Here is a 25,338-nt window from a genome sequence, read left to right as displayed (position 1 = left end):
CTCGGAGTCGGGGGTGGGTTCAGCCGCGGCTGCCGAAGAGCGAGCGGCGCAGCCGCCGCAGCGGCGCGAAGAGCGAAACGCGAGCGGTCTTGCTCTTGCGGGTGTGCGCAACGTCACGCGAGGTCAGCTCGCGCATCAGCAACGTCGCCTCGGCCGCCTCGCGCTGCGGGACGGCAGGGCCGCCGAGCACCGAGAGGTGGCGGTCGAGCCGCGAGCTGGTCGCACTGCTCCCGCACGTGATGGCAGGCACTCGCGCCCTGCTGCGCACTGTTATCTGTTCCATGTCACTCCCCACCCGTACGAGGGCACCCGGCCCCGGGCAGGTTAACCCTATCGCCCCCGCATCACACTCGTGTATCCCGGTGACAGGATTCACCTTGAGGGGCCCCAGGTTGACAACTACGCTCCGAATACCGCTGATTCCAGGGCGAGTTGGACAGATCACTGACTGGTCATCACACAGAGTCGCGACCTGTGTTCGTACTGGGTACGGATTGCCGTTCAAGGGGGCGGCAGCGGCCCGGCCCTGAGCTAACTTGGAAGGGTTTCTCCGCCGCGGATGGGGGGGCTCGCCAGTGAGCGAAGTGCCGGGCAGTGAACAGCGATTGATCGCGGGGCGCTACCGGCTCCTCTCACCGCTCGGCCGGGGCGGCATGGGCGTCGTGTGGCGCGCGCGGGACGAGGTCCTGGGCCGCGAGGTCGCCGTCAAGGAGGTCCTGGCCCCGCCCTCCCTGGACTCCCCCGAGGTGCGGCGGCTGTACGCGCGCCTGGAGCGGGAGGCCTGGGCGGCGGCCCGGATCTCGCACCGCAACGTGGTGACCGTGTACGACGTGGCCACCGAGGACGGCCGCCCATGGATCGTCATGGAGCTGGTGCGCGGCCTCGCGCTGTCCGACGTCCTGGACGCGGAGGGCCCGCTGGGCCCGCAGCGCACCGCGCGCATCGGCGCCGAGGTGGTCGCGGCGCTGCGGGCCGCCCATGAGGCGGGGGTGCTGCACCGCGATGTGAAGCCGGCGAACGTGCTGCTCGCCAACGACGGCCGGGTGGTCCTGACCGACTTCGGCATCGCCATGGTGGCGGGGACACAGACGCTCACCATGACCGGCGAGGTCGTCGGCTCGCCCGAATTCCTGGCCCCCGAACGGGCGTTGGGGCGCACGCCGGGTCCGGCTTCCGACCTGTGGTCCCTCGGCGTGCTCCTGTACGCGGCGGTCGAGGGCAACTCGCCGTTCCGGCAGGACACCCCGCTGTCCACGCTGCGGGCGGTGGTGGACGACGCGCTGCCCCCGCCGCGCCGGGCGGGCCCGCTGACGCCGGTGATCGAGGGGCTGCTGCGCAAGGACCCGGCCGAGCGGTGGGCGGGCGAGGAGGCCGAGCACCAGTTGCGGGTGGTGGCGGCGGGCGGCTCGGTGCGGGCCCCGCTGGGAAGGTCCGAGGCGACGACGGTAACAACCGGAGCTCCGGGCATGCCGCCGACGCCCGTGATGCCGTTTCCCGCGGCCACTCCCGGTGGCGGCACGACGGCGACGCGGGGCGCCGAGCCCTCCCGACACACCGGGGCGGTCCTGCTCGCCGGGATCCTGGTGCTGCTGCTCGCGCTCGGCGGGCTGGTGTACGCGCTGATGCGGGACAGCGGGCAGGGCGGCACAGGGGGTTCATCGAGCGGCGGCTCGCCCGCACCTTCCGTGTCGCACTCCTCCCAGGCATCCGGCACGTCCGGCGCCACGAGCGGCAACAGCAGCCCTTCCCCGTCGTCCAGCGGCCCGAGCCCCTCCCCCTCGGCGTCCTCCTCGTCGCCGCCCGCCCAGTCGGTGGAGGTCAACCTCCAGGTGGTGCGAGGCAGTTACGAGGGTGCGTGCCCGGCGCCGAACGCCCAGGCGCCCTCGATGGTCGCCGTCTTCACCGTGGGGCGTACGCCGGTGGATGTGGAGTACCGCTGGGTCACGAAGGACGGCCAGTCGTCGGATCCGGGCTGGAAGACGCTCTCGTTCCCCTCGGGCGGGCCGCGCACCCGGCAGGTGGCGCACACCGAGTCGCCGGCGCAGAGCGGATCCAACGAGGTCCATGTCGAGGTGCGGCAGCCGGTGAAGGTGTCGTCCGGCCCGGGGGCGTACAAGGTGACGTGCAAGGAGGAGACCCCGACGGGCGGGGCCTCCTCCTCGTACTCGCCGCCGGGCTCGTCCTCGCCCGGCGGGTGAGCGAAAAGATCAGGCCGCGTTGGTGAAGGTCGGCAGGTAGCCGCCCGACTGGCCGGCGGCGGTGGGGTGGTAGGACTCGCTGATGTTGGTCCAGACGACGCTGTTCAGCCACGGGCTGCTGGAGCAGATCTCGTGTCCGGTGAAGGCCGGCACGACGTCAGCGAAGCTGAAGCCGTGGTCGGCGGCGCGCTTGGCGGTCACCGAGTTGAGCTCGTCCGCGGCGCCGTTGATCGCGGAGCGGGAGTTCTCACTGAGGCCCGCGACGCAGTTGCCGCCGATCTTGTAGAAGTGCGGGTAGCCGATGACGACGACATGGGCGTTGGGAGCCTTGGATCTGATCGCCGAGTACACCGAGTCGAGCAGGCCGGGCAGCGTCGAGTCGACGTAGGCGCGGGCCGATGCCACCTTGCTGAGACAGGTGGACTCCGAGTACAGGACGCAGTTGGTCATGACGTCGGCGAAGCCGGCGTCATTGCCTCCGATGGTGATCGAGACAAGGTCGGTGGTGGAGCTGAGCGGGCCGAGCTGGCTCGACGTCACATCACCCGTACGAGCGCCGGAGCACGCGGTGAAGTCGAACGAGGCGGGGGAATGCGCCGCCGCCCACAGGGCCGGGTAGGCCTTCGTGGAGCGCTTGCAGCTGCCGCTCGAACTGTCGTAGCTCCCGGCCGCAAGGCCGGAGGAGTACGAGTCGCCGAGGGCCACGTAGTGGGATCCGGCCGCCTGGGTTGCCGCCGTTGCCACGCCGGCCCCGGTGAGGGAAAGCGCGACAGCCAGCACGAGCGCCCATGCATATGCCGCGATTCGGGACAGTTTCATGGAACCTCCTTGTAGCGGGTTTTCCGCCACGGCAGTGGTACCAGCCCCCACAGGTCGCGGGAAGTGTCCATGCCAAGAACAACCGAGGGACATCTGCATGTATCTGGTGATCCGTCAGCAACTCGCGAGTAATCCTTCACCGGAGCACCACACTCCACTGACGGACCGTCAATCTCCGTTCACCGCAAACGAATCGGCGTCTTGACGGGACTGTCCGGACTGCGTCACATTGAAGCCTCGCATCCGGCGCATCGGGGGGAACCGTCGCCAATGCAGACCATCAGTGACAGATCGGCAGTTGGCGCGCCCGTCGCCGCCGACCTGCTGCCCGTGCTCGCGGGAGCCGCGCTCGCCGTCTCGGCCGTGGGCGCCGCCCTAGCCTTCGCCGGCCTGGACTCTCCGCTGCGCGCTCCGCTCGCGCTCTTCTACCTGGTGGCCGCACCCGCGGAAGCGGCCGTATTCGCACTGCGCCGACTGGAACCGCTCGCCCGCATCGTGGCGTCTTTATCAGGAGCAGTACTCATCGATGTGCTGACCGCCGAAAGCATGGCAGGTCTGCACCTTTGGTCGACTCGCAACGGCATCACAGCCGTGGGCGTGATCAGCCTTCTCCTCTTCCTGCTTGGGACGGGGGTGAATCGCTCCGGATGTGACCGTGAAAGTCCGGTCAAAAACACAGAAACGTGAGGCCTCGACTGAGGCCTTGCCATACAGTCCCAATCATCAATACCGTCTTACATCCACCCGCAACGGTCCATCATGCAAAGCGGCACTAGGGGAGGGCTCAAGCGTCGCGATGGATACCGGGGCGGGGCGCGGTGGGGGGGGTGCCGTGCTCGGTCTTCGCCTTGCGTGGGCCGGAACACGGGCCGCGCGGCCAGCAAAGCCAGCTCACCCAATCAGAGCGGTGTGCCATGCCGTCATGACCGGGGTGAGAACCCCCCTTTCGTAACCGGAAACTCATCCGGACCGCCCGGGGGCGGGCGGTCCACCGGACGAGAGGGACAGAGACTCATCATGACTCCTTCCGTGCGCCCGGCCGTCCCGGGCCAAGATCAATTAATTGCGGAATCGCCGAACAGTCACTCGGATTCCGTGACCACCAGTCGAATATCCGCCGCGTATCGACCGGTCTCGGCGAATCTCGCCATTGCGCCGCCCGTGAGCGTCGTGATCCCGGCCATGAATGAGGCGGAAAATCTTCCGCACGTGTTCAAGACACTTCCGGACTGGATCCACGAAGTCGTCCTGGTAGACGGAAATTCCACCGACAACACGGTGCAGGTCGCCCGCGAACTGTGGCCCGACGTCAAGGTCGTCAAGCAGGTAGGCAAGGGCAAGGGCGACGCCCTGATCAGTGGGTTCGCGGCCTGCACCGGCGACATCATCGTCATGGTCGACGCGGACGGCTCGGCGGACGGCGAGGAGATCGTCAGCTACGTCTCCGCGCTGGTCGGCGGCGCCGACTTCGCCAAGGGGTCCCGCTTCGCCAACGGCGGCGGCACCGACGACATGACGCCGATCCGCAAGCTCGGAAACGCCGTCCTGTGCGGCATCGTGAACCGCAAGTTCGGCGCCCGGTACACCGATCTCTGCTACGGCTACAACGCCTTCTGGAAGCACTGCCTGGACAAGATCGTGCTCGACTGCTCCGGGTTCGAGATCGAGACCCTGATCAACATCCGGATCGTCAAGGCGGGCCTGCGCGTTCAGGAGGTCCCCAGCTACGAGTACAACCGGATCCACGGCGTCTCCAACCTCAGCGCGGTGCGCGACGGCATCCGCGTCCTGAAGGTGATACTCCGGGAGAAGGCGGTGCCCCGGGCCCACCGGCGCACGCAGGCCGTCTTCCTGAACACACGGCGGGGAGAGGTGTCTTGACGGAGCGTCACTTCTCCGTGGTGATCTGCGTGTACACCGAGGACCGCTGGGAGGACATCCTGGCGGCGGTCTCCTCGGTGCGCACGCAGTCGCTGCCGGCCCTGGAGACGCTGCTCGTGGTGGACCACAACGAGCGGCTCCTGGACCGGCTCACCAAGGAGTTCAAGGAGTACGCGGCGTCCGGGGAGGTACGGGTGCTCGCCAACGCGGGCCCCCGCGGCCTCTCGGCCGGCCGCAACACGGCGATCTCCCTCGCCCGGGGCGAGTTCGTGGCCTTCCTCGACGACGACGCGGTGGCCGAGCGCGACTGGCTGCGGCACTTCGCCGAGGGGTACGACGACCCGCGCGTGATGGCGGTCGGCGGCCGCACCGTGCCCGCCTGGGCCTCGGGGCGCAGGCCCGCCTGGTTCCCCGAGGAGTTCGACTGGATCGTCGGCTGCACCTACCGGGGGCTGCCGCCGGGCCGCGTCGAGGTCCGCAACGTCCTGGGCGGCAACGCCTCCTTCCGTACGTCGGCCTTCGACGCGGCGGGCGGCTTCGCGACCGGCATCGGCCGCGACGGCGACAAGCGGCCGCTGGGCTGCGAGGAGACCGAGCTGTGCATCCGGCTCAGCAAGGCGCTGCCCGACGCCGTGCTGCTCATCGACGACCGCTCGGTGATCCACCACCGGGTGCCCGCGGCGCGCGAGCGCTTCGGCTACTTCCGTACGAGGGCGTACGCGGAAGGCCTCTCCAAGGCGCTGGTGGCCCGAAGTGTCGGCTCCGGCAAGGGACTTGAGTCCGAGCGGCGCTACACGACCCGGGTCCTGCCGGCCGGTGTGGTGCGCGGCGTGCGGGACGCGGTGCTCGGCCGGGCCGGCGGCGCGGGCCGCGCGGGCGCGATCGTGACCGGCGTCGCGGTGGCCACCGGCGGCTATCTCCTCGGCACCGTACGGGCGTTGAGGGGTGGGGTGACCTTCACCGTGGCCCCCATCGAACGCGTACCGGCCACGGAGACGGACGAGGAGGGCGAAGCGGCATGACGTCGAGCGGCCCCGTGCCCATCCTCATGTACCACTCGGTGGCGCACAGTCCCGCCAAGGCCGCCTTCGGTCTCTCCGTCTCGCCGGACGCCTTCGCCGACCAGATGGAGCTGCTCGCCGAGCTGGGGTGCACTCCGGTCACCACGGCCCAGCTGGCGCATGCCTGGCGCACGGCGGGAGCGCTTCCACGCCGTCCCGTCCTGATCACTTTCGACGACGGCTACGAGGGCGTGCACCGCCACGCCCTGCCCGTCCTCACCAAGTACGGCTTCGCGTCCACGCTCTTCGTCTCCACGGGCTGGCTGCGCGGCGCCCACGACGACGGCAACGCCCTGGACACGATGCTGGACTGGGACCAGGTGCGCGAGCTCGGCTCGGGCGGCTGCGAGATCGGCGGGCACAGCCACAGCCACCCGCAGATGGACCAACTCACCGATGAACGGCTCTGGTTCGAGACACTGCGCTGCAAGGAGATCCTCACCGACGAGCTCGGCCGGCGCCCCGTCTCGTTCGCCTATCCGTACGGCCACTCCAGCCGGCGGGTGCGGCGCACGGTGCGCTCCGCGGGCTTCGCCCAGGCGCTCGCCGTGGGCAACGCGCTCGCCGAGCGGCGCCAGGGGCCGTACGCCCTGGAGCGGGTGACGGTACGGCGCACCACCGGTCTCGACGAGTTCGAGCGGCTCGTCCTGGGCACCGGCCGCGACATCGCGCGCAACTTCGCACGTGACCGCGTCCTGACGAAGGGCTACGCCATGGTCCGCGGGGCCCGGCGCGCCGGGCGCAGGCTCGGCGGCGGCTGAGAGAGCCGTGTCCGGATCCCACCCGGACGCAGGATCTGACGAACCATCAGAACCAGAAGGTGAGCGGTACCCGTGGCTGACGTGAGCACCGCCCAGGACCTCGGCACTCCGACCCCCGACAAGCGCCGGGGCACCCCCCTCTTCCGCAACGCCTACGCCCTGATGCTGAACACGGGCATCAGCGCGGTGCTCGGGCTCGGCTTCTGGCTGCTCGCCGCGCGGTACTACACGGACGACGCGGTCGGACAGGGCTCGGCGGCGATCGCCGCGATGAAGTTCCTCGCCGGGATCACCGCGTTGACTTTGACCGGGGCGATGTCCCGGTTCATCCCCGTGTCGGGCGCCGCCACCGGCCGCCTCGTCCTGCGCACCTACGCGCTGAGCGCGTGCGTCGTCGGCCTGGCCGCGCTCGTCTTCATGGAGACGCTGGACTTCTGGGGACCCTCGTACCGGTTCCTGCACGGCCCGTTCAAGGGGCTCGGCTTCATCGCGGCGGTGATCGCCTGGTCGATCCTCACGCTGCAGGACGGGGTGCTTACCGGGCTGCGCAGCGCGTTCTGGGTGCCGGTCGGCAACACCGCGTTCTCGGCGGTCAAGCTGCTGCTCCTGGTGGCGATCGCGGCCTCGCTGCCGACCAGCGGGGTGTTCGTGTCGTGGGTCGCGGCGATCGCGGTGTCCGTGGTGCCGCTGGGCTGGCTGGTGTTCCGGCGCCTGGTCCCCCGCCACGTGGAGCTCACCGTGCGGACCGCCCGGCCGCCGAGCTACCGGGAGCTGGGCCGCTTCCTGGCCGGCGACTACACGGGCTCGCTGTTCGCGCTTGCCGTGGTCTACCTCGTGCCGGTGATCGTCGCCTCGCAGATCAGCTCGGCCGACAACGCGTACTTCTACATCACCGCGACCATCGGCGGCACCGTCGAACTCCTCGCCATCAACATGGGCGCCTCACTGACCGTCGAGGGCGCGCACGACCCCGAGCGGCTCGGCCGCAACGCGCGGGCCGCGCTGCTCCGCATGATCAAGATCGTGGTGCCGATCTGCGCGTTCCTCTTCGCCTTCGCGCCGCACATCCTGCACGTGTTCGGCGAGGGATACGCCCGTCACGCCACGGCGCTGCTGCGCTGGCTGGTGGTCGGGGCACTGCTGCGGGTGGTGATCGAGCTGTACTTCGCGGTGCTGCGCGCACAGAGCCGTACGGCCGGACTCGCCTACCTCCAGGGCGCGTTGTGCGTTCTGGTGCTCGGGTCCACGCTGACCCTGCTGCCGCCACTGGGCCTGACGGGCGTCGGCATCGCGGAGGTCGCGAGCCTTTCGGTGATCGCGACGATCGCGGCGGTCAGGCTGTTCGGGGTGCTGCGGGCCGATCCTCCTCAGCGGGTCAGCCAGCGCACTTCGTAGGCGGCCATGGGGAACGACTTGCCGTCTACCTTGGCGTCGATGGCCCGGTCGAGGGTGTTGACGACGAGCACGTCCTTGCCGCTGGCGAGCACGCGGACGTTCGGCACGTCGTCGGCGGCGATGCTCACGGTGGTGAAGTCAGTGCCCGGCGGGAACGCCTTGGCGAACCTGGCGATCAGCGCGTACATGGGCAACTCCTTTCCCCCGTCGTCCTGTTGGGTCGGCGTCCACAGGCAGCCGGGGCACGGGCCGGTCTGCTCCTCCGGGCTCCAGTAGAACGCGGTGCTGGTGCCGCCGCGCGCCAGGGCCATCATGCCGGCGGCCTGGGTGGCGACGCGCCGCTGCTCGCTCCAGCCGGACTTGTCGGGCTCGACGTAGTACTCGGCCCACCACACGGGCAGACCGGACTGCTTGCGCAGCCACTCGGTGACGGCGGTCAGTTTGTCGGTGGCGCTGAACGCGTTGGGCAGCATCTGGTTGGTGCGGGTGAAGCTGGCGCCGTCGACCACCACGAAGTCGGCGCCCTTCTTGTGCTTGTTCCAGTACGTGAAGGCGTCGAGCACCCGCTGGTCGACCGAGCCCCAGGGGCCCTTCAGGCCGGACGCGTACGACTGGTCCTGCGGCCCGTAGCTGTCCATGACCAGATAGGGCCCGCCGACCAGATTGTTCCTGTCGACCTTCTTCAGCGCGTCGTAGACCTGGTTGTAGAGCTGGGTGTAGCCCTCGTAGTTCCAGCGCTGGGCGGTGTCGTCGTAGAAGCCCTTGAGTTCGTTCCAGACGATGAAGTGCCTTACGTCCGGGTAGCGTTGGGCCACCTTCGCGGCCAGGGCCGCGAAGTCCTTGTAGTGGGTCGGCAGCGGCGCCGACTCCAGCGCCTTCACGCTCCAGTCCGTCTTGCTCGCCCCGGCCCGCCCGCCCTTCATCCAGTCGGGCGCGCAGCACAGCGTGATGACGGGGGTGGCCCCGGTGGAGCGGATGTACTTGACCCGCCGGTCGAGGTCCGAGAAGTCGTACGTGCCCGGCGACGGCTCGGGGTTGCCCGCGCCCCAGCCCATGATCGCCTGGTCCTGCGGCAGACCTTGCGCCGAGAGCAGGTCGCGGGTGCGCGCCACCGCGTCGTCGTCGCCGGTGTCGGCGCTGTACTGGGTGTGGGTGAAGCCCCAGCCGAGCGCGGGGGCGGTGTTGCTCGCACCGGTCCGGCCGGGTCCGGCCTCGCCCGCGTTTCTGTTCGTGCAGCCGCTCACCGCCAGGACGAGGGCGAGCGCGGCGAGAAGTGCGGCGGCCAGTACCGCCGGGGTCCTGGGCCGGGACGCCCTGCCGGGCCTGCGGCTGCGGACAGTGGCTCCACGATGACGTTCCATCACGGGGCAGCGTATCGGCGGTAGTTGCCATTCCGGCCAGTTTTACCGGAACAGGGACAGAACGTCCCTCGACCATCAACGGGACAAAACAGGTGCACGCGCGGGCGTGTTGCCGGATCATGGGGGCATGTCCCCTGCCCCAGAAGCCGCGCTGCCGATCCGGCTGACCGTGGACGACAGCGATTCGCCCTCCGATGTCGTCGACGCGCTCTTCCTCGGCCGCTTCGCCACGGGCGAGCAGCCGTTCTCGCACAGCTCATCCATCGACCGGGTCAAGAAGGGCTTCAGCCTGCTGCCGCCCGCGGCGAAGGTGCTGCGCGCCGCCCGCGACGACGACCGCAGCGCCACGCTCGCCGAGGGCGAGGGCTGGACGCTGCTCGTCTCGCGCTGGAACCGGGGCGCGGACGTCACGGTGACCGCGACCACCGAGGAGCTCGCCGCGCAGGTGCTGAAACAGGCCACCGAGGGCGCCGAGGACGAGCCGGAGCCGCAGCCCGAGAACGTGACGATGGGCTTCTGGTACGTGTCCCCGCGGCGCGGCCCGCACCGCACGACCCGGCAGATCGCGGCCGGCACCTGGGACGAGGTGCGGCCCAACTACACGGCGCCGGTGGCCGATGCGATGGACCGCCTGATGAAGGTGACCCCGGACGACATCGCGGGCCGGCTGCTCCTGCTCCACGGGCCGCCGGGCACCGGCAAGACCTCGGCGCTGCGCACCCTGGCCCGGTCCTGGCGCGACTGGTGCCAGGTGGACTGTGTGCTCGACCCGGAGCGGCTCTTCAACGACGTCGGCTACCTGATGGACATCGCGATCGGCGAGGACGACGGCAGCGCGAAGGGCCGCTGGCGGCTGCTCCTCCTGGAGGACTGCGACGAGCTGATCCGCGGCGAGGCCAAGCACACGGCGGGCCAGGCCCTTTCGAGGCTCCTCAACCTGACCGACGGCCTGCTCGGCCAGGGCCGCAACGTCCTGGTCGGCGTCACCACCAACGAGGACCTGGAGCGCCTGCACCCCGCGGTGGTGCGCCCCGGCCGCTGCCTCGCCCGCATCGAGGTCGGCCCGCTGACCCGGGCGGAGGCCGTCGGCTGGCTGGGCACCGAGGAGGGCATCGCCCGCGACGGCACCACCCTGGCCGAGCTGTACGCCCTGCGCCGGGGCACGTCCCCGGCGTCGGTCCCGGATCAGCGGGCGGAGGCGGACGCGGGGTTGTATTTGTAGGAGCCTGTGCCACACAGGAGCGCGGGGAACTGCGCGACCAGCCACGACGGACCCGCACCCGATGGAATCTCAGCCGCCGGAGGCTTTAGGGAAGGGGCGGGGTGGGGCACAGCCCGCCGCAGGCGCCCTACTTCCCGTACGCCGCCCGCAACGCCTCTTCCACCGCCGAGCGAGCCGCGTCCCGCCCGAGCCCGAGCCGCAGGACCTCCCCCGCGTACGCCGCCGCGGCCACCGCCGCGAGCCGTTCGGACGCGTCCCCGGCCGCCGCGACGAACGTCCCGTTGCGGCCCCGGGTCTCGATGACCCCGTCCGCCTCAAGGGCCCGGTACGCCTTGGCCACCGTGTTCGCGGCGAGCCCGAGATCCTCCGCGAGGCCACGGACCGTGGGCAGTTTGTAGCCCACCGGCAGCTTTCCGGACCTGGCCCGGTCGGCGATCTGGGCGCGCAGTTGCTCGTACGGCGCGGTGGCCACGCCCTGGTCAATCACGATCTTGAGGGTCACAGCTCCGATTCTCCCCCGCGGCCGTGCTCCACGAAAACGGGCGGGCCGTGGGCGGGGCCGACTCGCCCCAGGGAAGCGGAGAGCATTCGGCCAGCCCCCCTCGAAAATGGGAGGCACCCGACCTGCGGCCCCACGTACCGTGCGAAATCCTTCCGCTACGAGATATGTGCCACGGAGGTACGTCATGTCCGCGAGCTCGGCCGAGGCCGGCACCCGTATCGAGGTCGTCCTGGTCAAGGCCGGGCGCACGAAGCTGCGTTACCCGGCGTCGGTGGTGTCCGACGACGGGACCAGGGTGAGCGTGCGCGCCCCCTGGGCGGCGGAAGGCGTCCGTGACTTCGGCTTCGTACGGTTCGAGCCGGGCGATGTGTTCACCGAGCACTACTGGCGCGACCGCTGGTACGCCGTGAAGGAGGTCCGCGACGCAGACTCGGTGCTGAAGGGCTGGTACTGCGACATCACCCGGCCCGCCGTGGTCCGGGGCGGCGAGCTGATCGCCGAGGACCTGGACCTCGACCTCTGGGTCTCGGCCGACGGCGCGACCGTACTGCGCCTGGACGAGGACGAGTTCGCCGAGAGCGGCCTGGCCGAGTGCGACCCGGAGGCCGCCACCCGCGCCGTGGCCGCCCTGGATGAGCTTGAACTCCTCGCGAAACTCGGCCAGTTCACGGCACTGATCGACTGAGGGCCGTCGGGCCTGCCAGGCCTGCCAGGCCTGCGGGAGCGTACGCCGTGCGGGGCGGCGCGGCCGGGGCGTCGGCGGGCCGTCGTGCGCGGCGCCCGTGCCCCCGGTGCCTCGGTCAGGCCACGACCGGCACCGCCGTGGCGACCACCACATACCGTTCATCGTCCACCTCGCGTCCCCAGAGCCGCGCGTCCCCCGACAGCCGTTCGTAGCGCGCCTCGGCCTTCAACTCGCCGAGCGCGGAAGTGAGTTGCTCGGCGGGTATGCCGGTGTCGCCCCACACGCCCTCGACCAGGATCAGCCGGCCGCCCGGCCGCAGCAGCGACCACCAGTGCCGCAGCGCCGCTTCGTGGTCGGGCAGGGCCCACACCACGTGGCGGGCCAGGATCACGTCGAAGGTGCGGCCTTCGACGGGCGGCCGCGCCGCGTCCCCGGTCAGCACCTCGGCGCCGGTGCCGGCCAGCTTGGCGCGGGCCCGCTCGGACATCCGGGGCGACAGGTCGACGGCCGTGATCCGGTGGCCCCGCCCGGCGGCGAGCAGCGACAAGCTCCCGGTGCCGCACCCCAGGTCGAGAAGCTCGCCCGCCCGGTCCGGCAGCCACCCCGCGAGGCGCTCGTCCCACGCGGCCCGCACCGAGGGGTCGAGCAGCCCGTGGTCGGGCTGCTCGTCGAACGTGTCGGCCTCTTCGTCCCAGTCGATGTCCATGCCCCGATCGTGCCAGGCACCACTGACAATCGGCCCGGCGATCAGCCCCTGCCCGCCTCACCACCGGATCGCGGGCCGAGCACCTTGCGGTAGTGGAGGCGGTCGTAGGGCCCGTCCACCCGCCGCTCGACGAGTTCGTACCCGTACCGCGGATAGATCTTCTGGTTCTCCCACATCATCGCGTTGGTGTAGAGCCGAACCTCGGGCAGGCCGAGCGCCCGCGCGTGCTCGTCCACGAAGTGCAGCAGCCTGCGCCCGAGGCCGGTGCCCCTGACGTCGGGGTGGACGGAGATCGAATCGAGGAAGAGGTGGTCCGGCTCCGGGACGAGGACCAGGACCCCGACGACCGGATCACCGGCGACGAAGACCCGCCCCTCCGCGACGTTCGCCGCATGGTCGGCCTCCATGGGGACGGGCACGACGCCGATCCGTTCGATGTAGGGGCGGTAGGCGGCGTCGGTGACCTCCTTCACGCGGGGCACGTCGTCGGGGTTGGCGAGCCGGATCTCATCGTTCATGGGGTCACGGTACGTCGCGGAAGGGCCCGTTCTTAATCGCTTCTGAGTGGCTCCTTAACTCGACCATAAGGATCGCCATCCCCCGCTCCCAGCAGGGGATTTCACGGTTTCGCGGGGCTAGCGTGCTGATCGCCGGACGGGACCTCCGGCAGTTGCAGCAACCCCCACGCCCCATGCCCGTGCACCATCGAAGGAGTACGCCACGATGACCTTCCCCAAGCTCTCCACCGCGTTCGAGCAGCGGGGACCCCGTCGGCGCAGGGCCGCCGTCGTCGCCGCGCTCGGCTTCACGCCGCTCGCTCTGACGGGGCTCGCGGCCGGGCCCGCCGCGGCCCACGGTTCCATGACGGACCCGGTCAGCCGGGTCTCGGCCTGTTACGCGGAGGGCCCCGAGAGCCCCAGGTCGGCGGCGTGCAAGGCCGCCGTCGCGGTCAGCGGTGCGCAGGCCTTCTACGACTGGAACGCGGTGAACGTGGCCAACGCCGCGGGCAAGTCGAAGGAGATCATCCCGGACGGGAAGCTGTGCAGCGGCGGCAACGACAAGTACAAGGGTCTGGACCTGCCTCGCGCCGACTGGCCGGCCACCAAGCTGTCGGCGGGCAGCCACACCTTCCACTACAAGGGAACGGCGCCGCACAAGGGCTCGTTCGAGCTGTACATCACCAAGGACGGCTACGACCCGTCGAAGCCGCTGAAGTGGTCGGACCTGGAGGCGACGCCGTTCGTCAAGGTCACCGACCCGCCGATGCAGGGCGGCGACTACGTCTTCGACGGGAAGGTCCCGGCCCGTTCGGGACGCCACCTGATCTACTCGATCTGGCAGCGCTCGGACAGCCCCGAGGCCTTCTACACCTGCTCCGACGTGGTGTTCGGCAAGGACAGCGGTGCGGCGGGCGCCCCCGCTCCGGCGGCCTCCGCCCCCACCGACAAGGAGATCGCGGACGGCGCGTCCAAGTCGACGGTCCAGCACCACCACGGCGGCGCGACCACGGGGACGCAGCCGAGCACCGCGCCTGCGGCAGAGGCCGGAACAACCGGCAACCAGCCGCAGCCGGACGGCGCCGCGGCCGCTCCGGTCGCCGCGACCGGCACGCGGAACCTCGCCGAGACCGGGGGCGACAGCAGCACCCCGTACCTCGCCATCGGGGGCGCGGGTGCGATCGCCGTCGGCGCCGCGGCGCTCTTCGCGACGCTGCGCCGCAAGGCCGCGGCGGCGGGCCGCCACTGCCGCTGACCCGCGCGCCACACACCGCCCCTCCCGGCTGCCGTGAGGGGCGGTCGCGTACGGTCGCACGGTCCGACGGCGGGTCAGCCGATGACGGAGGCGCAGGTGGTGGGGGTGGCGTGCGCCGGATCCAGCGCGTTGGCCACCTCGTGGTAGGCGACGCGGTCGGTGAGGCCGATGGCCACGTGTTCGGAGAGGTCGAGCGCGCACTTGTCCTGGATGAGGACGTTGTTGACGTCGGGGCCGTCCAGGAACTGCGAGCGGTAGGGGGTGACCACCTCGTCGTACTTGGTCGCGATGACCGTGTAGTGAACTCCGGGGACGGTGTCGCCGCCCTGGTTCAGCTTGGTGACGAAGGCCGATCCGGCCATCTGGTCGGCGAGTCCCGGGGTGGCGAGTGTCAGCAGGTCCTGGGCGCCGGGGAAGTACGGCAGGAGCTGGGTGAGGCCGTCGAGGGTGGTGCCGTGGTTGTCGGGGGCGATCCCGACGAGGGCGTTGACCTTGGAGGCGCCGCCGAGGAACTTCAGGTACCAGCGCGGCATCATGCCGCCCTGGGAGTGGCCGACCAGGTCCGCCTTGGGCGTGCCGGTCGCCGCGAGCACCTTGTCGACGAAGGTGGCGAGCTGGGCCGCCGACTTGTCGATGGGGCCGAGCCCGTCGAACAGGGGCACGCCGGGAAGCTGGCCGTAGTCGAGGGAGAAGACGCAGTACCCGCGGTTGACCAGATACGGGGCGAGGGCCAGCCAGTTGTCGGTGCCGTTGCCGAACGTTCCGTGTACGAGGACGACGGGGCGGGGATGGGCGGCGGACGGCTTGCAGGAGTAGTCGTTCCAGCCACTGCTCGGCGCGGACTGGGCGTGCGCGGCGGTTGCCGGGGCGAGCGAGGCCGCGGCGGCGAGCAAAAGCGCCGACAGCGGTCTGAGCACACGTTTCCAGGGCAGCATCGGGTGATCTCCTTGCGGCTCAAGGGAGTTGCGATGGGGGGTTCGCCCTGCGGCCCGGACCACAAGTGAGGAGCCGTACTGGGTGCGTACGGGGCGTGCTCACGCCAAATTACGCACGGGTAGCGTAGGAGTGAAGTTACGCGTCAGTAAAAAGTGTCGTGTCGCGAATTCGATGTGCTTTCGACGTGCTGACGACGGGTTCGAGGTTCGGCTTCCGGACGCCTTCCGCGCGGATCACGGCGTCAGGACCGCCGCCCCGCCGCCCCGCTTCCGGGGCTTCCGAGCAGCGGTCCCAACGCGGCGGCGATCTCCGCTGCGAGCGGTTCGTCGACCGGGGCGTGGCCGCTGAGCAGGCGGTACCACATCACGCCGAAGGCGAAGTCGACCGCCAGGTCGAGAGACGCGGCGCCGTTCTGGCGCAACTGGCCGCGTTCAATGCCCCGTTCGAGGATCTCGCGCAGCGCAGCGCGGCGCGGGGCGATCACCTCTTCCTGCAGCCTGCGGGCGAGCGAGGCGTCCGCTTGCGCGTCGGCCATCAGCCCGACCACGGCCCGGCCGGTGGCGCCGCGGGTCAGCCGGAAGGTGTGGCCGAGCAGTTCCTCGACGTCTCGGTATACGTCCCCGGTGTCGGGGAAGAGCTCGGCGGGGCTGCGGTGCGGCAGCTCGGTCAGCACTTCGAGCAGGACGTCCTGCTTGGTGGGCCACCAGCGGTAGACGGTCTGCCGGCCGACCTGGGCCTCGTCGGCAATGCCCTTGATCGTCAGTTCCTGGTAGCCGTCGCGGCGGCAGAGCTCCAGCGCGGCGTCGAGCACCGAGCGCCTGGCCGCCTCGCTGCGGGGGCGCCCGCGAGGCGGGGAGCCGTCCGCGGGCCCGCCCTGTGATCCGTTCTCGATTTTCTTCATGCGGGCAGTTTACAAGACACGATGCCTCGGAATACTCTTTACGAGGCAGTGAGCCTCGAAAAGCGTGAAGACCCTCACGAGAGGGCCTGGAAGGACTGCGTCATGAACGAGCGAGTTGTGATCATCGGCGGCACCTCCGGCATCGGCCTGGCCGCGGCGCGCCGCCAGCTGAGCGAGGGCAGGGACGTCGTCGTCACCGGCCGCAACCCCGAGCGACTGCGGGACGCGCTGGATGAACTGGCCGCGCTGGCGGACACGTTGAGCACGCCTGACGCGTCCGGCACATCCGGAACGCCGGACAGGTCCGGCACGTCCGGAACGCCGGGCAGGGTGAGCGGGTCGGTCGTGGACGCCCAGGACGAGGCGGCCACGCAAGAGTTCTTCGCGGGGCTCGGCCGGGTCGACCACGTGGTCGTCGCGGCGACCGGCTCCACGGCCGCCGGACCGTTCCGCTCGGTGACGACCGATGCGCTGCGCCAAGCCACCGAGGGCAAGCTGATAGCCCACAGCCTCACCGCGCGGGCCGCGCTCGACGTCCTCTCCCCCACCGGCTCGATCACCTTCGTGACCGCGGCTTCGGCAGGCGCCGCGATGCCCGGCACGGCCGGCCTGGCCGCGGTCAACGCGTCGGTGGCGGCGATGGTCCCGGTCCTCGCGGTGGAGTTGGCCCCGGTCCGCTTCAACGCGGTGTCGCCGGGCATAGTGGACACCCCTTGGTGGGACTGGATGGACGCGGACGCCAAGGCGGAGACGTTCGCGGCCTACGCCAAGTCCACCCCGGCCGGCCGCTGCGGCCACCCCGAGGACATTGCGGACGCGATCTCGTTCCTCGTTGGCAACAGCTTCACGACCGGCGTCGTACTGACGGTGGACGGGGGTGCGCGGTTGGCTTCGGGAACGTGAACCACAGAACCGGAGGGCAGCCGAAACCGCCGCCTGAAGCGCCGGGCGCGCAAGGCCCAGTTGCCTGGATTCCTCTCAACTCCGGCCCGGTTGTCGGGAGTTCGCAACGACACGCCCCCTGTTCGTCCCAGTCCGGCGACTTCACGCTGGGTATCACCCCCATCGCGGTACGTTCACGGCGAGTGCCAATGCCTTGGGGGGAACCATGCGCAAGATCCTGCTCGCGACCGCCGCCACCACCTGTCTCACCCTGACCGCCTGCAATCCCGGAGGCGGCGGGTCCGGCAACAAGCCGTCCGCCTCTCAGCCCGCTGGCGGGCAGCCGTCCACCGCAACGCCCGCGGCCACGCCCGCCAGCACCCCCGGGGACGGCTCGGCCACGCCGGGTTCGGACCCAGGGGCCGGGCAGGCCGCTCTGGCGCTCGGCGTGCCGTCCCGGACCGTGGGGACCAAGCTCGTCGGCATCCTGGAAATCACGCCCACGACCGTCGTCTACACCAAGGAGGGAGATGGAACGACCTCGCGGTTCGGCACCTTCGCGGTCATCACCACCAAAGACGCCTCGCTGACGGCGAACGCCGCGGACGAGGAGCCCGCCAGCGCCAACGGAACCAAGGGCGGCTGGCGTTGGATCGCGGCCAACGGGCAGAGCGTCGCCGAGGGGAACGGCACCGCGTACAAGGTCCTGGTGACCGGGTACAGCGGCGTCGGCAAGATCGAGCCGGGGACCTACCAGATGCGCTCCGAGGTCTTCGACCTCACACCGGAACAGGCCAAGGGGGGAGGCACGCTCGTCTACACGGACGCCACCAAGTCCGAGAACCGCTGGACGATCCCACCGGTCGACTCCGGGCCCCAGGTGGCCGACGTCAAGAAGCGGCTGGCTTCCTGAAGGCCGTCCTGGCGAGCGGCCTTACGGCTTCCTCGAAGGCGCCCCTTCCGGATCGGGGGTTCCTGAAACGGCCCCCGCCCCCAACCCACCCGTCTCAGGCCGCGTCCGACAGCGTGCCCGGGACGATGGCCCGGGGGCCGAACCTGGCGCGGGCCCGGTCGGCCACCGCCTCGATGCGGCGGGCCCGCTCGTCCTCGGGGTCGAACGTCAGCTGGCGGGCGGCGAGTTCGGCGGGCCCGAGACCCTCGGCCCGTAGTGAGATGCCGCGGACCCTGGCCCGTTGCAAGCCGAGCGCCGCGTGGAGGGCGTAGGCCAGGCCGGCCAGTGCGGGCGAGTGGGCCGAGGGCTCGGGCAGGCTGCGGGTGCGGGTGGTGGTGGACCGGTCGGCGTAGCGCACGGTGAGGCTGAGGGAGCGGCACACCTGATCGGCGCCGCGCAGCCGGACACCGAGTTCCTCGGCGAGGGAAAGCAGCGCCCGGCGGTGGCGTACCGGGTCCAACTCGTCGCGGGGGAAGGAGCGTTCGGCGGCCGTCATGGGGGCACCCGCACCCCCTGCTCGACCGAAACCGAGAGCTTGGGGGAGCACGGAGGCGGGCGGCACGACGGGCGTGCGGTCGATACCGCGGGCGCGCTCCTGGAGTTCGCGGCCCGGCCGGGCGCCGAGGATCCGCTGGACGGTGCCCGGCGGAGCGTCGGCGAGGCGCCCCACCGTGTCGAGGCCGTACGCACAGAGGGTGCGGGCGGTGGAGCGTCCGACGCCGTCCAGGGCCCTGACCGGCTTCGCGGCGAGGAAGCGGTCCACCTCGTCCGGGCGCACCGTGCAGGTCGTGCCGGGTCCGGCGTCCCGCGCGGCCATCCTGGCCAGCGCCGGGTTGGGCGCGAGCCCGATCGCGCAGTCCAGGCCGAAGTGGGCGAGCGCGCGGACCCGAAGGACGGCGGCGAGCTGCCCGGCGTCCTGGCCGAAGTACTTCTCGGCGCCGGCCAGATCGGCGAGGACGCCGTCGGGCGGGAGCGCCTGGACGACCGGGGTGAGGCCCTCGGCCAGCGTGATCAGGGCGGGCAGCGCCGCTTCATACATCGGAGGGAGGTGGAACCGTGCACAGAGGATCATCCCGCGCTCCCCGGGCTCGAATGCCACAACTTCCGCCCGGTGGCGGCCCGTTCACCAGCAGGCTGCAGGTCGGCCCAGGGGTTCAGTTCGTAGCCGGTGGACAGGTGGATGCGGCGGCCGTTGTCGGCGGAGCTCTCGGCCGTGGTCCCGGCTGCTCCTTCGGCCGTGGATCCGGGCGCCTCGATCGGTTCGGGTGGGGTCGCGAGGCGGGAGGAGACCGCGTCCAGGCCGCCCTCGCGGCGCAGTTCGACGAGTTCGGCGAGGTTCCAGGCGCGCGAGCCAACGACGCTCAGGCTGCGCGGGCCGCGCCGCTGCACCACGCCCCGCACGAGGAGCAGCCAGGAGTGGAAGACGGTGTAGGCGCAGGCGTCGTGGCTGTCGTCGAAGAAGGCCAGGTCCACGAGGCCGGTGCCGTCGTCCAGGGTGCTGAAGACGACCCGCTTGCCGGAGCGGATCGGCGGGGTCTGGGTGGCCGCCTTGGCGCCCGCGACCAGGACGGTCCGGCCGTGCTCGGCGTCGCGCAGCCGCTTGGCGGAGACGACACCGAGTTCGTTCAGGAACGCCGCGTGGTCCTCCATCAGGTGGCGGGAGGCGTCCATGCCGAGGACGCCGAGTTCGGCGCTGAGGCGTTCCGCGTCGTCCAGGTCGGGCAGCCCGGCGGGGGCCGTCAACGTGCCGCCGTCCAGGGGGAGTTGGCCACCTGGCGCGCGGCGGGCGCCGTGGAGTTCGGAGAGGTGGAGCAGCAGGTCGCGCCGGTTGGCGCCGAACGCGTCGAGCGCGCCGATCCGGGCGAGCCGTTCGGCGACCGGGCGGCCGGGCCTGGCCCGCTGCCAGAAGTCGCGCAGCGAGGCGTAGGGCCGGCCGGCCTCGATCCGTCCGCTCTCGGCCTCGCTGATCCCGTGGACGTCGGAGAGTGCGAGCCGCACCCCCCAGATACCGGACACCAGTTCGATTCTATGTGCGGCCGAGGACCGGTTCACATCGACCGGCAGGATCGGCACCCCGCGCCGCCGCGCGTCCGCGAGCAGCAGCCGCTTCGGGTACATCCCGGGGTCGTGGGTGAGCAGCCCGGCGTAGAAGGCGGCCGGGTGGTGCGCCTTGAGCCAGGCCGACTGGTAGGTGGGCACGGCGAAGGCGACCGCGTGCGCCTTGCAGAAGCCGTACGACCCGAAGGCCTCGACGATCTCCCAGGTGCGGGCGATCACCTCGGGCAAGTATCCGCGCTCTTCGGCGCTTTGGGCGAACCAGACCTTGATGCGAGCCTGCGACTCCGGGTCGGAGAGCCCGCGCCGCACCCGGTCGGCTTCGCCCCGGCCGCAGCCGGTCATGATGTTCACCATCTCGATGATCTGCTCGTGGAAGACGACCACCCCGTAGGTGTCGCGCAGCGCGTCCGCCAGGTCGGGGTGCGGGAAGCGGACCGGGGCGCGGCCGTGCCGGGCCTCGATGAACGGGCGCACCATGTCGGCCGCGACCGGCCCGGGGCGGAACAGCGAGATGTCGACGACGAGGTCGTGGAAGGTCGACGGCTGGAGCCGCCCGACCAGGTCGCGCTGGCCCGGCGACTCGATCTGGAAGCAGCCCAACGTCTCGGTGGATCGGATGAGTCGGTACGTCTCGGCGTCGCCCGGCGGGACCTGTGCCGGGTCGTCGATGTCGAGCTTCTCGCCCGTGGCCCGGCCGATCTCGGCGACCGCGTGGGCCATCGCGGACTGCATCCGCACACCCAGGACGTCCAGCTTGAGCAGGCCGAGGTCCTCCACGTCCTCCTTGTCGAACTGGGACATCGGAAACCCCTCGCCGCTGGTGGGCATCACGGGGGTGCGGCGCAGCAGCGCGGCGTCCGAGAGGAGCACTCCGCACGGGTGCATGGCAATGCCGCGCGGCAGGGCGTCCAGGGCCTCGACGAGCTCCCAGAGCTTGCCGTACTTGTCCATCTCCCCCGCCAGGGACCGCAGTTCGGGGAGTTCCTTCAGCGCGGTGCGGGCGTCGCGGGCCCGGATGTGCGGGAAGGACTTGGCGATCTTGTCGGTCACGTCCGGGTCCATGGACAGGGCGGCGCCCACGTCCCGGATGGCGTGCCGCACCCGGTAGGTCTCGGGCATGGCGACGGTGGCGACCCGCTCGGCGCCGAAGCGGTCGATGATCGCGCGGTAGACGTCGAGCCGGCGGGCGGACTCCACGTCGATGTCGATGTCCGGCAGCACCGGCCGCCGCTTGGACAGGAAGCGCTCCATCAGGAGCCCGTTCTCGACGGGGTCGGCGTGCGCGATGCCGAGGAGGTGGTTGACGAGCGAGCCCGCGCCGGAGCCGCGCGCGGCCACCCTGATGCCCAATTCCCGTACGTCGTCGACGACTTGGGCGACGGTGAGGAAGTAGGAGGCGTAACCCCAGTGCGCGATGATGTCCAGCTCGTGGTGCATCCGCTCCCAGTACGCGCGCCGGCCCGCATAGCCGCGCAGCACCATGCCGGCGGCGGCCCGGGAGGCGAGGACGCGCTGCGGGGCGCGGTGGGCGGCGCCGACCAGGTACGGCTCGGGGTAGCTTGCGGTACCCATGCCGAGGTCGTCCTGGGGGTCGACGAGGCATTCGGCGGCGGTCTGTTCGGTCATGGCGAGCAGCCGGTGGGCCACGTCGCGGCGCCAGCCGGCCGCCTCGGCGACCCGTTCGGCGATCTTGAACATGGCGTCCGGGCCCTTGAGCCAGCGCTCCCCGCTGTCGAACGGCGCCCGCACCGGCACCAGGCGCCGCGCCGCGTCCAGCACGTCGGCGACCGGGCCCTGACCCGGGTCGGCGTAGCGCGCGGCGTTGGCCAGGACGGCACGTACGCCCTGTTCGGCGGCGAAGCCGACGGTGCGCGCGGCGAGCCGGAGCGATCCTGGGCCGGTCCCCCTGAGTCCGTGGTGGACGGCCTCCAGGCGTAGCGCGTCGCCGTAGATCTCCCGCCAGGGCGCGAGCAGTTTCGCGGCCCGGTCGGGGCGGCCCGCGCCGAGCGCGCGGCCGATCTCGGAGGCCGGGCCGAGCAGCACGGTGAGCCCTTCGGCGGGCAGCGCGGCGCGTGGCAGGAGCGGGCGGCCCTCGGCCGTGTGCGCGGCGCTGACCAGGCGGCAGAGCTCGGCCCAGCCGGCCGCGCCGTCACGGGCGAGGAAGGTGACCCGGGGGGCGGACTCGTCGACGAACGCACCGCCCCGTACGGGCGTGCGCCGTCGGGCCTGCCCCCGGGCGGGCCCGGTTTCCCCGAGGTGTTCCGGCACGGCCAGCTCGGCCCCGAACAGCGGCCGGATCCCCGCCTCGGCGCAGGCCTTGGCGAAGCGGACCGTGCCCGCGAGGGTGTCCCGGTCGGTCAGTGCGAGGGCGTCCATGCCGCGTTCGACGGCGCGTTCGGCCAGCCGCTCCGGGTGGGAAGCCCCGTACCGCAGGGAGAATCCCGAAACGGTGTGCAGATGCGTGAAACCGGGCATCCGCACCTCCTACCGATCCGTTCTCACCTCCCCCTCCCTTCCACCATAGACCAGTTTCGAACGTGCGTGCGACACATATGTTCGAATGCCTGTCGGCCGGATCCGGCAGGCGTTCCGGAAACGTCAGGCCGTGGCGCTCGTGATCACCGCGAACGGGGCGCCGAACGGGTCGAGCAGCATCGCGAACCGCCCCACGCCCTCGCCGTCGGTGGCCGCGATGATGACGGTCGCGCCGAGCCCCTGGGCGCTCGCCACCGTGGCGTCGCAGTCCTCGACCTCGAAGTACGGGTGCCATTCGGAGGCCGAGCCTGCGTCCCGGTTCTCCTGCGGCAGCTCCATGAGGCCGCCGTGCATGGCCTGCTCGCCGCCGCCCGTCGGCCCGGCGATGGAGTAGACGATGCCGCCGCCCATGGGCATGTCCCGGATCTCCCACGACAGGACGCTGCCGTAGAACGCCTTCGCGGCCGCGGCGTCGGTGGTGTACAGCTCGATCCAGCTGACGCTGCCGGGGTCGTTGACGCGCTCCAGGCCGTCGGTGTCGCCGGGTTCCCACACGGCGAAGTCGGCGCCCGCCGGGTCGGTGAAGGCGGCCATCCGGCCGGCCGTGAAGACCTGCGACGGCGGGACGCGGACGGAGCCGCCCGCCTGCTCGACGGACTTGGCGGTGGCGTCGGCGTCCACGGTGCGGAAGTACACCGTCCAGGCCGAGCTCGCGCCGTCCTCGGTCAGCGGGCCGGCGGCGCCCACGGTCTTGCCGTCCTTCTGGAAGAACCCGTAGCCCCCGGCCTCCGGCCCCGCGGACTGGAACTGCCAGCCGAACAGGCCGGTGTAGAAAGCGACGGCCGCGTCGATGTCGGGGGTTCCCAGGTCGAGCCAGTTCAGCCCGCCCGGTACCTGTGTGGAGGTCAGCATTGAGGTGCTCCTGTCGCGTGCGTCGTCCGCCCCGGAACGACGGTCCCGGGAACCTTCCTCCAGCGTGGCAGCGGGCCCCTCCCCCCGACAGCCGGACGCCTCGGGTCAGGCACGGGTTCTAAGCCATTCGGCCCCGCACCGACTGCGTGAACGCGTAGTGCGGCAGAGCGTGGGGGCATGACTTTCGTCGACGAGGTGAAGAGCGCCGTCACCGTGCGGGCCGCCCTGCTGGTCATCGGCGTACTGGGCCTGACGGTCGCCTTCATCGCGTCCTATGCCGGCGCCTTCCACAGCCCGAAGCCGAAGGACATCCCGTTCGCCCTGGTCGCGCCCGCGCAGGTCAGCGGGCAGCTCGCGCAGCGGCTGGGCGCGCTGCCCGGCGGCCCGCTGGACGTACGGACGGCCAAGGACGAGGCCGACGCCACCCGGCAGTTGCGCGACCGCGGTGTCGACGGGGTCCTGGTCGTCGACCCGCGGGGCACCACCGACAGGCTGCTCGTGGCGAGCGGCGGCGGTGCCTCGCTCGCGCAGGCCGTGGAGGCGATCGCGACGGCGGCCGAGAAGGCGCAGCAGCGCACCGTGCAGGTGGTCGACGTCGCGCCCGCCGCCGCGGGCGACTCCCGCACCCTGTCCTCGTTCTACCTCGTCGTCGGCTGGTGCGTCGGCGGCTATCTGTGCGCCGCGATCCTGGCGATCAGCGCGGGCGCCCGGCCCGCCAACACCCACCGGGCGCTGATCCGGCTCGCGGTGCTCGCGGTGTACGCGATCGCCGCGGGACTGCTCGGCTCGCTCATCATCGGGCCGGTGCTCGGCGCGCTGCCGGGCAGCTACATCGGGCTCGCCGGGCTCGGCGCCCTCGTCGTGTTCGCGGTGGGCGCGACGACGCTCGCCTTCCAGGGGCTCGCCGGGGTCGTCGGCATCGGCCTGGCGATCCTGGTCGTCGTCGTCCTCGGCAATCCGAGCGCGGGCGGTGCCTATCCGTATCCGCTGCTCCCGCCGTTCTGGCGGGCGATCGGGCCCTGGCTGCCGCCGGGCGCGGGCACCTGGGCGGCTCGCTCCATCGCCTACTTCAAGAGCGAGTCGATCAGCGGCCCGCTCCAGGTGCTCTCGATCTGGGCGCTGCTCGGCGCGGTCATCACCGTGGTCCTTGCCGGTCTCAACCGGGACCGCGATGAGAACCCGGTGGGCGCATGAGCATCCCGCGCCGCTCCGGCCCTGCCGAACAGGCCTTCTCCGTACGGCGGATGGAGCCGAGCGCGCAGGCCCAGCTCGGTCCGCTCGGCCTGACCGGGTTCATCGTGGTCACCGTCATCGCCACCGGCATCGACGCGGGGATCTTCCCCGAGAAGCTCTCGGCATCCGTGCTCCCGCTGGTCGGGTTCTTCATCGGGGGCCTCGCCCAGCTGCTCGCCGGGCTCTTCCAGGCCCAGCGCGGCGACACCTGGCACGCCACGGTCTTCGGCGGCTTCGGGGTGTTCTGGATGTCGAAGGCGCTGATGCTCCAGTGGGTGCTGCCGGGCCTGGATCCGGCGCTGCGCGGCGACGCGATGGGGCTCTTCACGCTGCCCTGGGTGTTCGTGGTGTTCGTCCTGTGGCTGGGCAGCTGGCGCATCCATCTGGCGCTGCTCTCGACCTTCACCTGCGTACTGGTCGTGTTCGTCGGGCTCGTCTGCGTCGGCTTCACGGGCGAGGTGATCTGGACCCGGATCACCGGGTGGGCCGGTCTGTGCGCGGCGCTCGGGGCGACCTACCTCCTCGCGGGCCAGATCCTCGCCTCGACGTGGGGCCGCCCGGTCCTGCCGATGGGCCGCTTCCTCTCGCCGCCCGACCATCCGGAGACGTGAGGCGGGGCCGCCCCGGGTGGGACGGCCCCGCCTTC

22 protein-coding genes and 2 pseudogenes are annotated in these 25,338 nt (G+C 71.4%); 13 read left to right on the top strand and 11 right to left on the bottom strand.

Going from position 1 to position 25,338, the window contains the following annotated elements:
- Positions 1–19: 19 nt before the first annotated feature.
- On the bottom strand, positions 20–283 hold the full coding sequence (locus tag ADK54_RS00440) for a hypothetical protein (RefSeq protein ID WP_078966037.1): 264 nt from the start codon (positions 281–283) through the stop codon (positions 20–22).
- Positions 284–575: 292 nt separating this feature from the next.
- Here ADK54_RS00440 and ADK54_RS00435 point away from each other — a divergent pair, with 292 nt between their 5' ends.
- Entirely contained in the window at positions 576–2,198 is a 1,623-nt protein-coding gene (locus tag ADK54_RS00435; protein ID WP_053723420.1) for a serine/threonine-protein kinase, read from the top strand.
- 9 nt (positions 2,199–2,207) lie between these two features.
- Here ADK54_RS00435 and ADK54_RS00430 read toward each other — a convergent pair whose 3' ends face one another.
- The gene (locus tag ADK54_RS00430; RefSeq protein ID WP_053723419.1) at positions 2,208–3,017 is read right to left on the bottom strand and encodes an SGNH/GDSL hydrolase family protein; all 810 of its coding nucleotides are present in this window, start codon (positions 3,015–3,017) and stop codon (positions 2,208–2,210) included.
- Between the two features lie 270 nt (positions 3,018–3,287).
- Here ADK54_RS00430 and ADK54_RS00425 point away from each other — a divergent pair, with 270 nt between their 5' ends.
- The 5 genes and pseudogenes from ADK54_RS00425 to ADK54_RS00405 form a co-directional block, all read left to right on the top strand.
- The gene (locus tag ADK54_RS00425; protein WP_053723418.1) at positions 3,288–3,704 is read left to right on the top strand and encodes a hypothetical protein; all 417 of its coding nucleotides are present in this window, start codon (positions 3,288–3,290) and stop codon (positions 3,702–3,704) included.
- Positions 3,705–4,034: 330 nt separating this feature from the next.
- Positions 4,035–4,898, top strand: coding sequence for a glycosyltransferase family 2 protein (locus ADK54_RS00420; protein WP_053723417.1), 864 nt, complete (start codon positions 4,035–4,037; stop codon positions 4,896–4,898).
- Positions 4,895–5,920: a glycosyltransferase family 2 protein gene (locus ADK54_RS00415; protein ID WP_053723416.1), complete on the top strand. Its 1,026-nt coding sequence runs from the start codon at positions 4,895–4,897 to the stop codon at positions 5,918–5,920. The genes ADK54_RS00420 and ADK54_RS00415 overlap by 4 nt, the downstream gene beginning before the upstream one ends.
- Positions 5,917–6,720 carry a polysaccharide deacetylase family protein gene (locus ADK54_RS00410; RefSeq protein WP_053723415.1) on the top strand — a complete coding sequence of 268 codons (804 nt, stop codon included), beginning with the start codon at positions 5,917–5,919 and terminating at the stop codon, positions 6,718–6,720. The genes ADK54_RS00415 and ADK54_RS00410 overlap by 4 nt, the downstream gene beginning before the upstream one ends.
- A 162-nt stretch (positions 6,721–6,882) precedes the next feature.
- A pseudogene (locus ADK54_RS00405) lies at positions 6,883–8,091 on the top strand (lipopolysaccharide biosynthesis protein); the annotation flags it as partial.
- Here the strand turns inward: ADK54_RS00405 and ADK54_RS00400 are convergent.
- Positions 8,088–9,476 (bottom strand): xylan 1,4-beta-xylosidase, encoded by a 1,389-nt coding sequence (locus tag ADK54_RS00400; protein ID WP_053723414.1) that lies wholly within the window; start codon positions 9,474–9,476, stop codon positions 8,088–8,090. The pseudogene ADK54_RS00405 and the gene ADK54_RS00400 sit on opposite strands and share 4 nt — an antisense overlap.
- A 127-nt stretch (positions 9,477–9,603) precedes the next feature.
- Here ADK54_RS00400 and ADK54_RS00395 point away from each other — a divergent pair, with 127 nt between their 5' ends.
- Complete coding sequence (locus ADK54_RS00395; RefSeq protein WP_053723413.1) at positions 9,604–10,698, top strand: DUF5925 domain-containing protein; 1,095 nt, start codon at positions 9,604–9,606, stop codon at positions 10,696–10,698.
- A gap of 127 nt (positions 10,699–10,825) precedes the next feature.
- Here the strand turns inward: ADK54_RS00395 and ADK54_RS00390 are convergent, their stop codons facing one another.
- Complete coding sequence (locus tag ADK54_RS00390; RefSeq protein WP_053723412.1) at positions 10,826–11,200, bottom strand: GntR family transcriptional regulator; 375 nt, start codon at positions 11,198–11,200, stop codon at positions 10,826–10,828.
- A gap of 184 nt (positions 11,201–11,384) precedes the next feature.
- On the opposite strand from ADK54_RS00390, the gene ADK54_RS00385 reads away from it, so the two are divergent.
- Positions 11,385–11,885, top strand: coding sequence for a DUF402 domain-containing protein (locus ADK54_RS00385; protein WP_053723411.1), 501 nt, complete (start codon positions 11,385–11,387; stop codon positions 11,883–11,885).
- Positions 11,886–12,012: 127 nt separating this feature from the next.
- Here the strand turns inward: ADK54_RS00385 and ADK54_RS00380 are convergent.
- Positions 12,013–12,591: pseudogene (locus ADK54_RS00380) on the bottom strand (class I SAM-dependent methyltransferase); the annotation flags it as partial.
- A gap of 41 nt (positions 12,592–12,632) precedes the next feature.
- A complete protein-coding gene (locus ADK54_RS00375; protein ID WP_053723409.1) occupies positions 12,633–13,109 on the bottom strand; it encodes a GNAT family N-acetyltransferase in 477 nt (158 codons plus the stop codon).
- Positions 13,110–13,314: 205 nt separating this feature from the next.
- Here ADK54_RS00375 and ADK54_RS00370 point away from each other — a divergent pair, with 205 nt between their 5' ends.
- A complete protein-coding gene (locus ADK54_RS00370; protein ID WP_053723408.1) occupies positions 13,315–14,343 on the top strand; it encodes a lytic polysaccharide monooxygenase auxiliary activity family 9 protein in 1,029 nt (342 codons plus the stop codon).
- 74 nt (positions 14,344–14,417) lie between these two features.
- On the opposite strand, the gene ADK54_RS00365 is transcribed toward ADK54_RS00370, so the two are convergent.
- Together ADK54_RS00365 and ADK54_RS00360 are read right to left on the bottom strand one after the other, a co-directional pair.
- Positions 14,418–15,278, bottom strand: a complete 861-nt coding sequence (locus ADK54_RS00365) for an esterase/lipase family protein (protein WP_053723407.1) — start codon at positions 15,276–15,278, stop codon at positions 14,418–14,420.
- A 242-nt stretch (positions 15,279–15,520) separates the two neighbouring features.
- Positions 15,521–16,180, bottom strand: coding sequence for a TetR/AcrR family transcriptional regulator (locus tag ADK54_RS00360; RefSeq protein ID WP_053723406.1), 660 nt, complete (start codon positions 16,178–16,180; stop codon positions 15,521–15,523).
- Positions 16,181–16,282: 102 nt separating this feature from the next.
- On the opposite strand from ADK54_RS00360, the gene ADK54_RS00355 reads away from it, so the two are divergent.
- On the top strand, positions 16,283–17,083 hold the full coding sequence (locus ADK54_RS00355; RefSeq protein WP_053723405.1) for an SDR family oxidoreductase: 801 nt from the start codon (positions 16,283–16,285) through the stop codon (positions 17,081–17,083).
- Between the two features lie 205 nt (positions 17,084–17,288).
- On the top strand, positions 17,289–17,975 hold the full coding sequence (locus tag ADK54_RS00350; protein ID WP_053723404.1) for a hypothetical protein: 687 nt from the start codon (positions 17,289–17,291) through the stop codon (positions 17,973–17,975).
- Positions 17,976–18,069: 94 nt separating this feature from the next.
- On the opposite strand, the gene ADK54_RS00345 is transcribed toward ADK54_RS00350, so the two are convergent.
- The 3 genes from ADK54_RS00345 to ADK54_RS00335 form a co-directional block, all read right to left on the bottom strand.
- Positions 18,070–19,086, bottom strand: coding sequence for a DNA polymerase Y family protein (locus ADK54_RS00345; protein WP_053723526.1), 1,017 nt, complete (start codon positions 19,084–19,086; stop codon positions 18,070–18,072).
- Positions 19,083–22,547, bottom strand: coding sequence for a DNA polymerase III subunit alpha (locus ADK54_RS00340; RefSeq protein WP_053723403.1), 3,465 nt, complete (start codon positions 22,545–22,547; stop codon positions 19,083–19,085). The genes ADK54_RS00345 and ADK54_RS00340 overlap by 4 nt, the downstream gene beginning before the upstream one ends.
- 123 nt (positions 22,548–22,670) lie before the next feature.
- Positions 22,671–23,459, bottom strand: a complete 789-nt coding sequence (locus ADK54_RS00335; RefSeq protein WP_053723402.1) for a VOC family protein — start codon at positions 23,457–23,459, stop codon at positions 22,671–22,673.
- Positions 23,460–23,636: 177 nt separating this feature from the next.
- Here ADK54_RS00335 and ADK54_RS00330 point away from each other — a divergent pair, with 177 nt between their 5' ends.
- Both ADK54_RS00330 and ADK54_RS00325 read left to right on the top strand, forming a co-directional pair.
- Positions 23,637–24,653, top strand: a complete 1,017-nt coding sequence (locus ADK54_RS00330; RefSeq protein WP_053723401.1) for a hypothetical protein — start codon at positions 23,637–23,639, stop codon at positions 24,651–24,653.
- A complete protein-coding gene (locus ADK54_RS00325) occupies positions 24,650–25,303 on the top strand; it encodes an acetate uptake transporter (RefSeq protein WP_053723400.1) in 654 nt (217 codons plus the stop codon). Before ADK54_RS00330 ends, ADK54_RS00325 begins: the two co-directional genes overlap by 4 nt.
- The last annotated feature ends 35 nt before the right edge of the window (positions 25,304–25,338 follow it).

Origin of the sequence: Streptomyces sp. WM6378, assembly GCF_001279695.1 — a bacterium.
Classification (GTDB): domain Bacteria; phylum Actinomycetota; class Actinomycetes; order Streptomycetales; family Streptomycetaceae; genus Streptomyces.
Note: the sequence above shows the minus strand (reverse complement) of the source record. Positions and strands in the feature narration are given on the sequence as shown.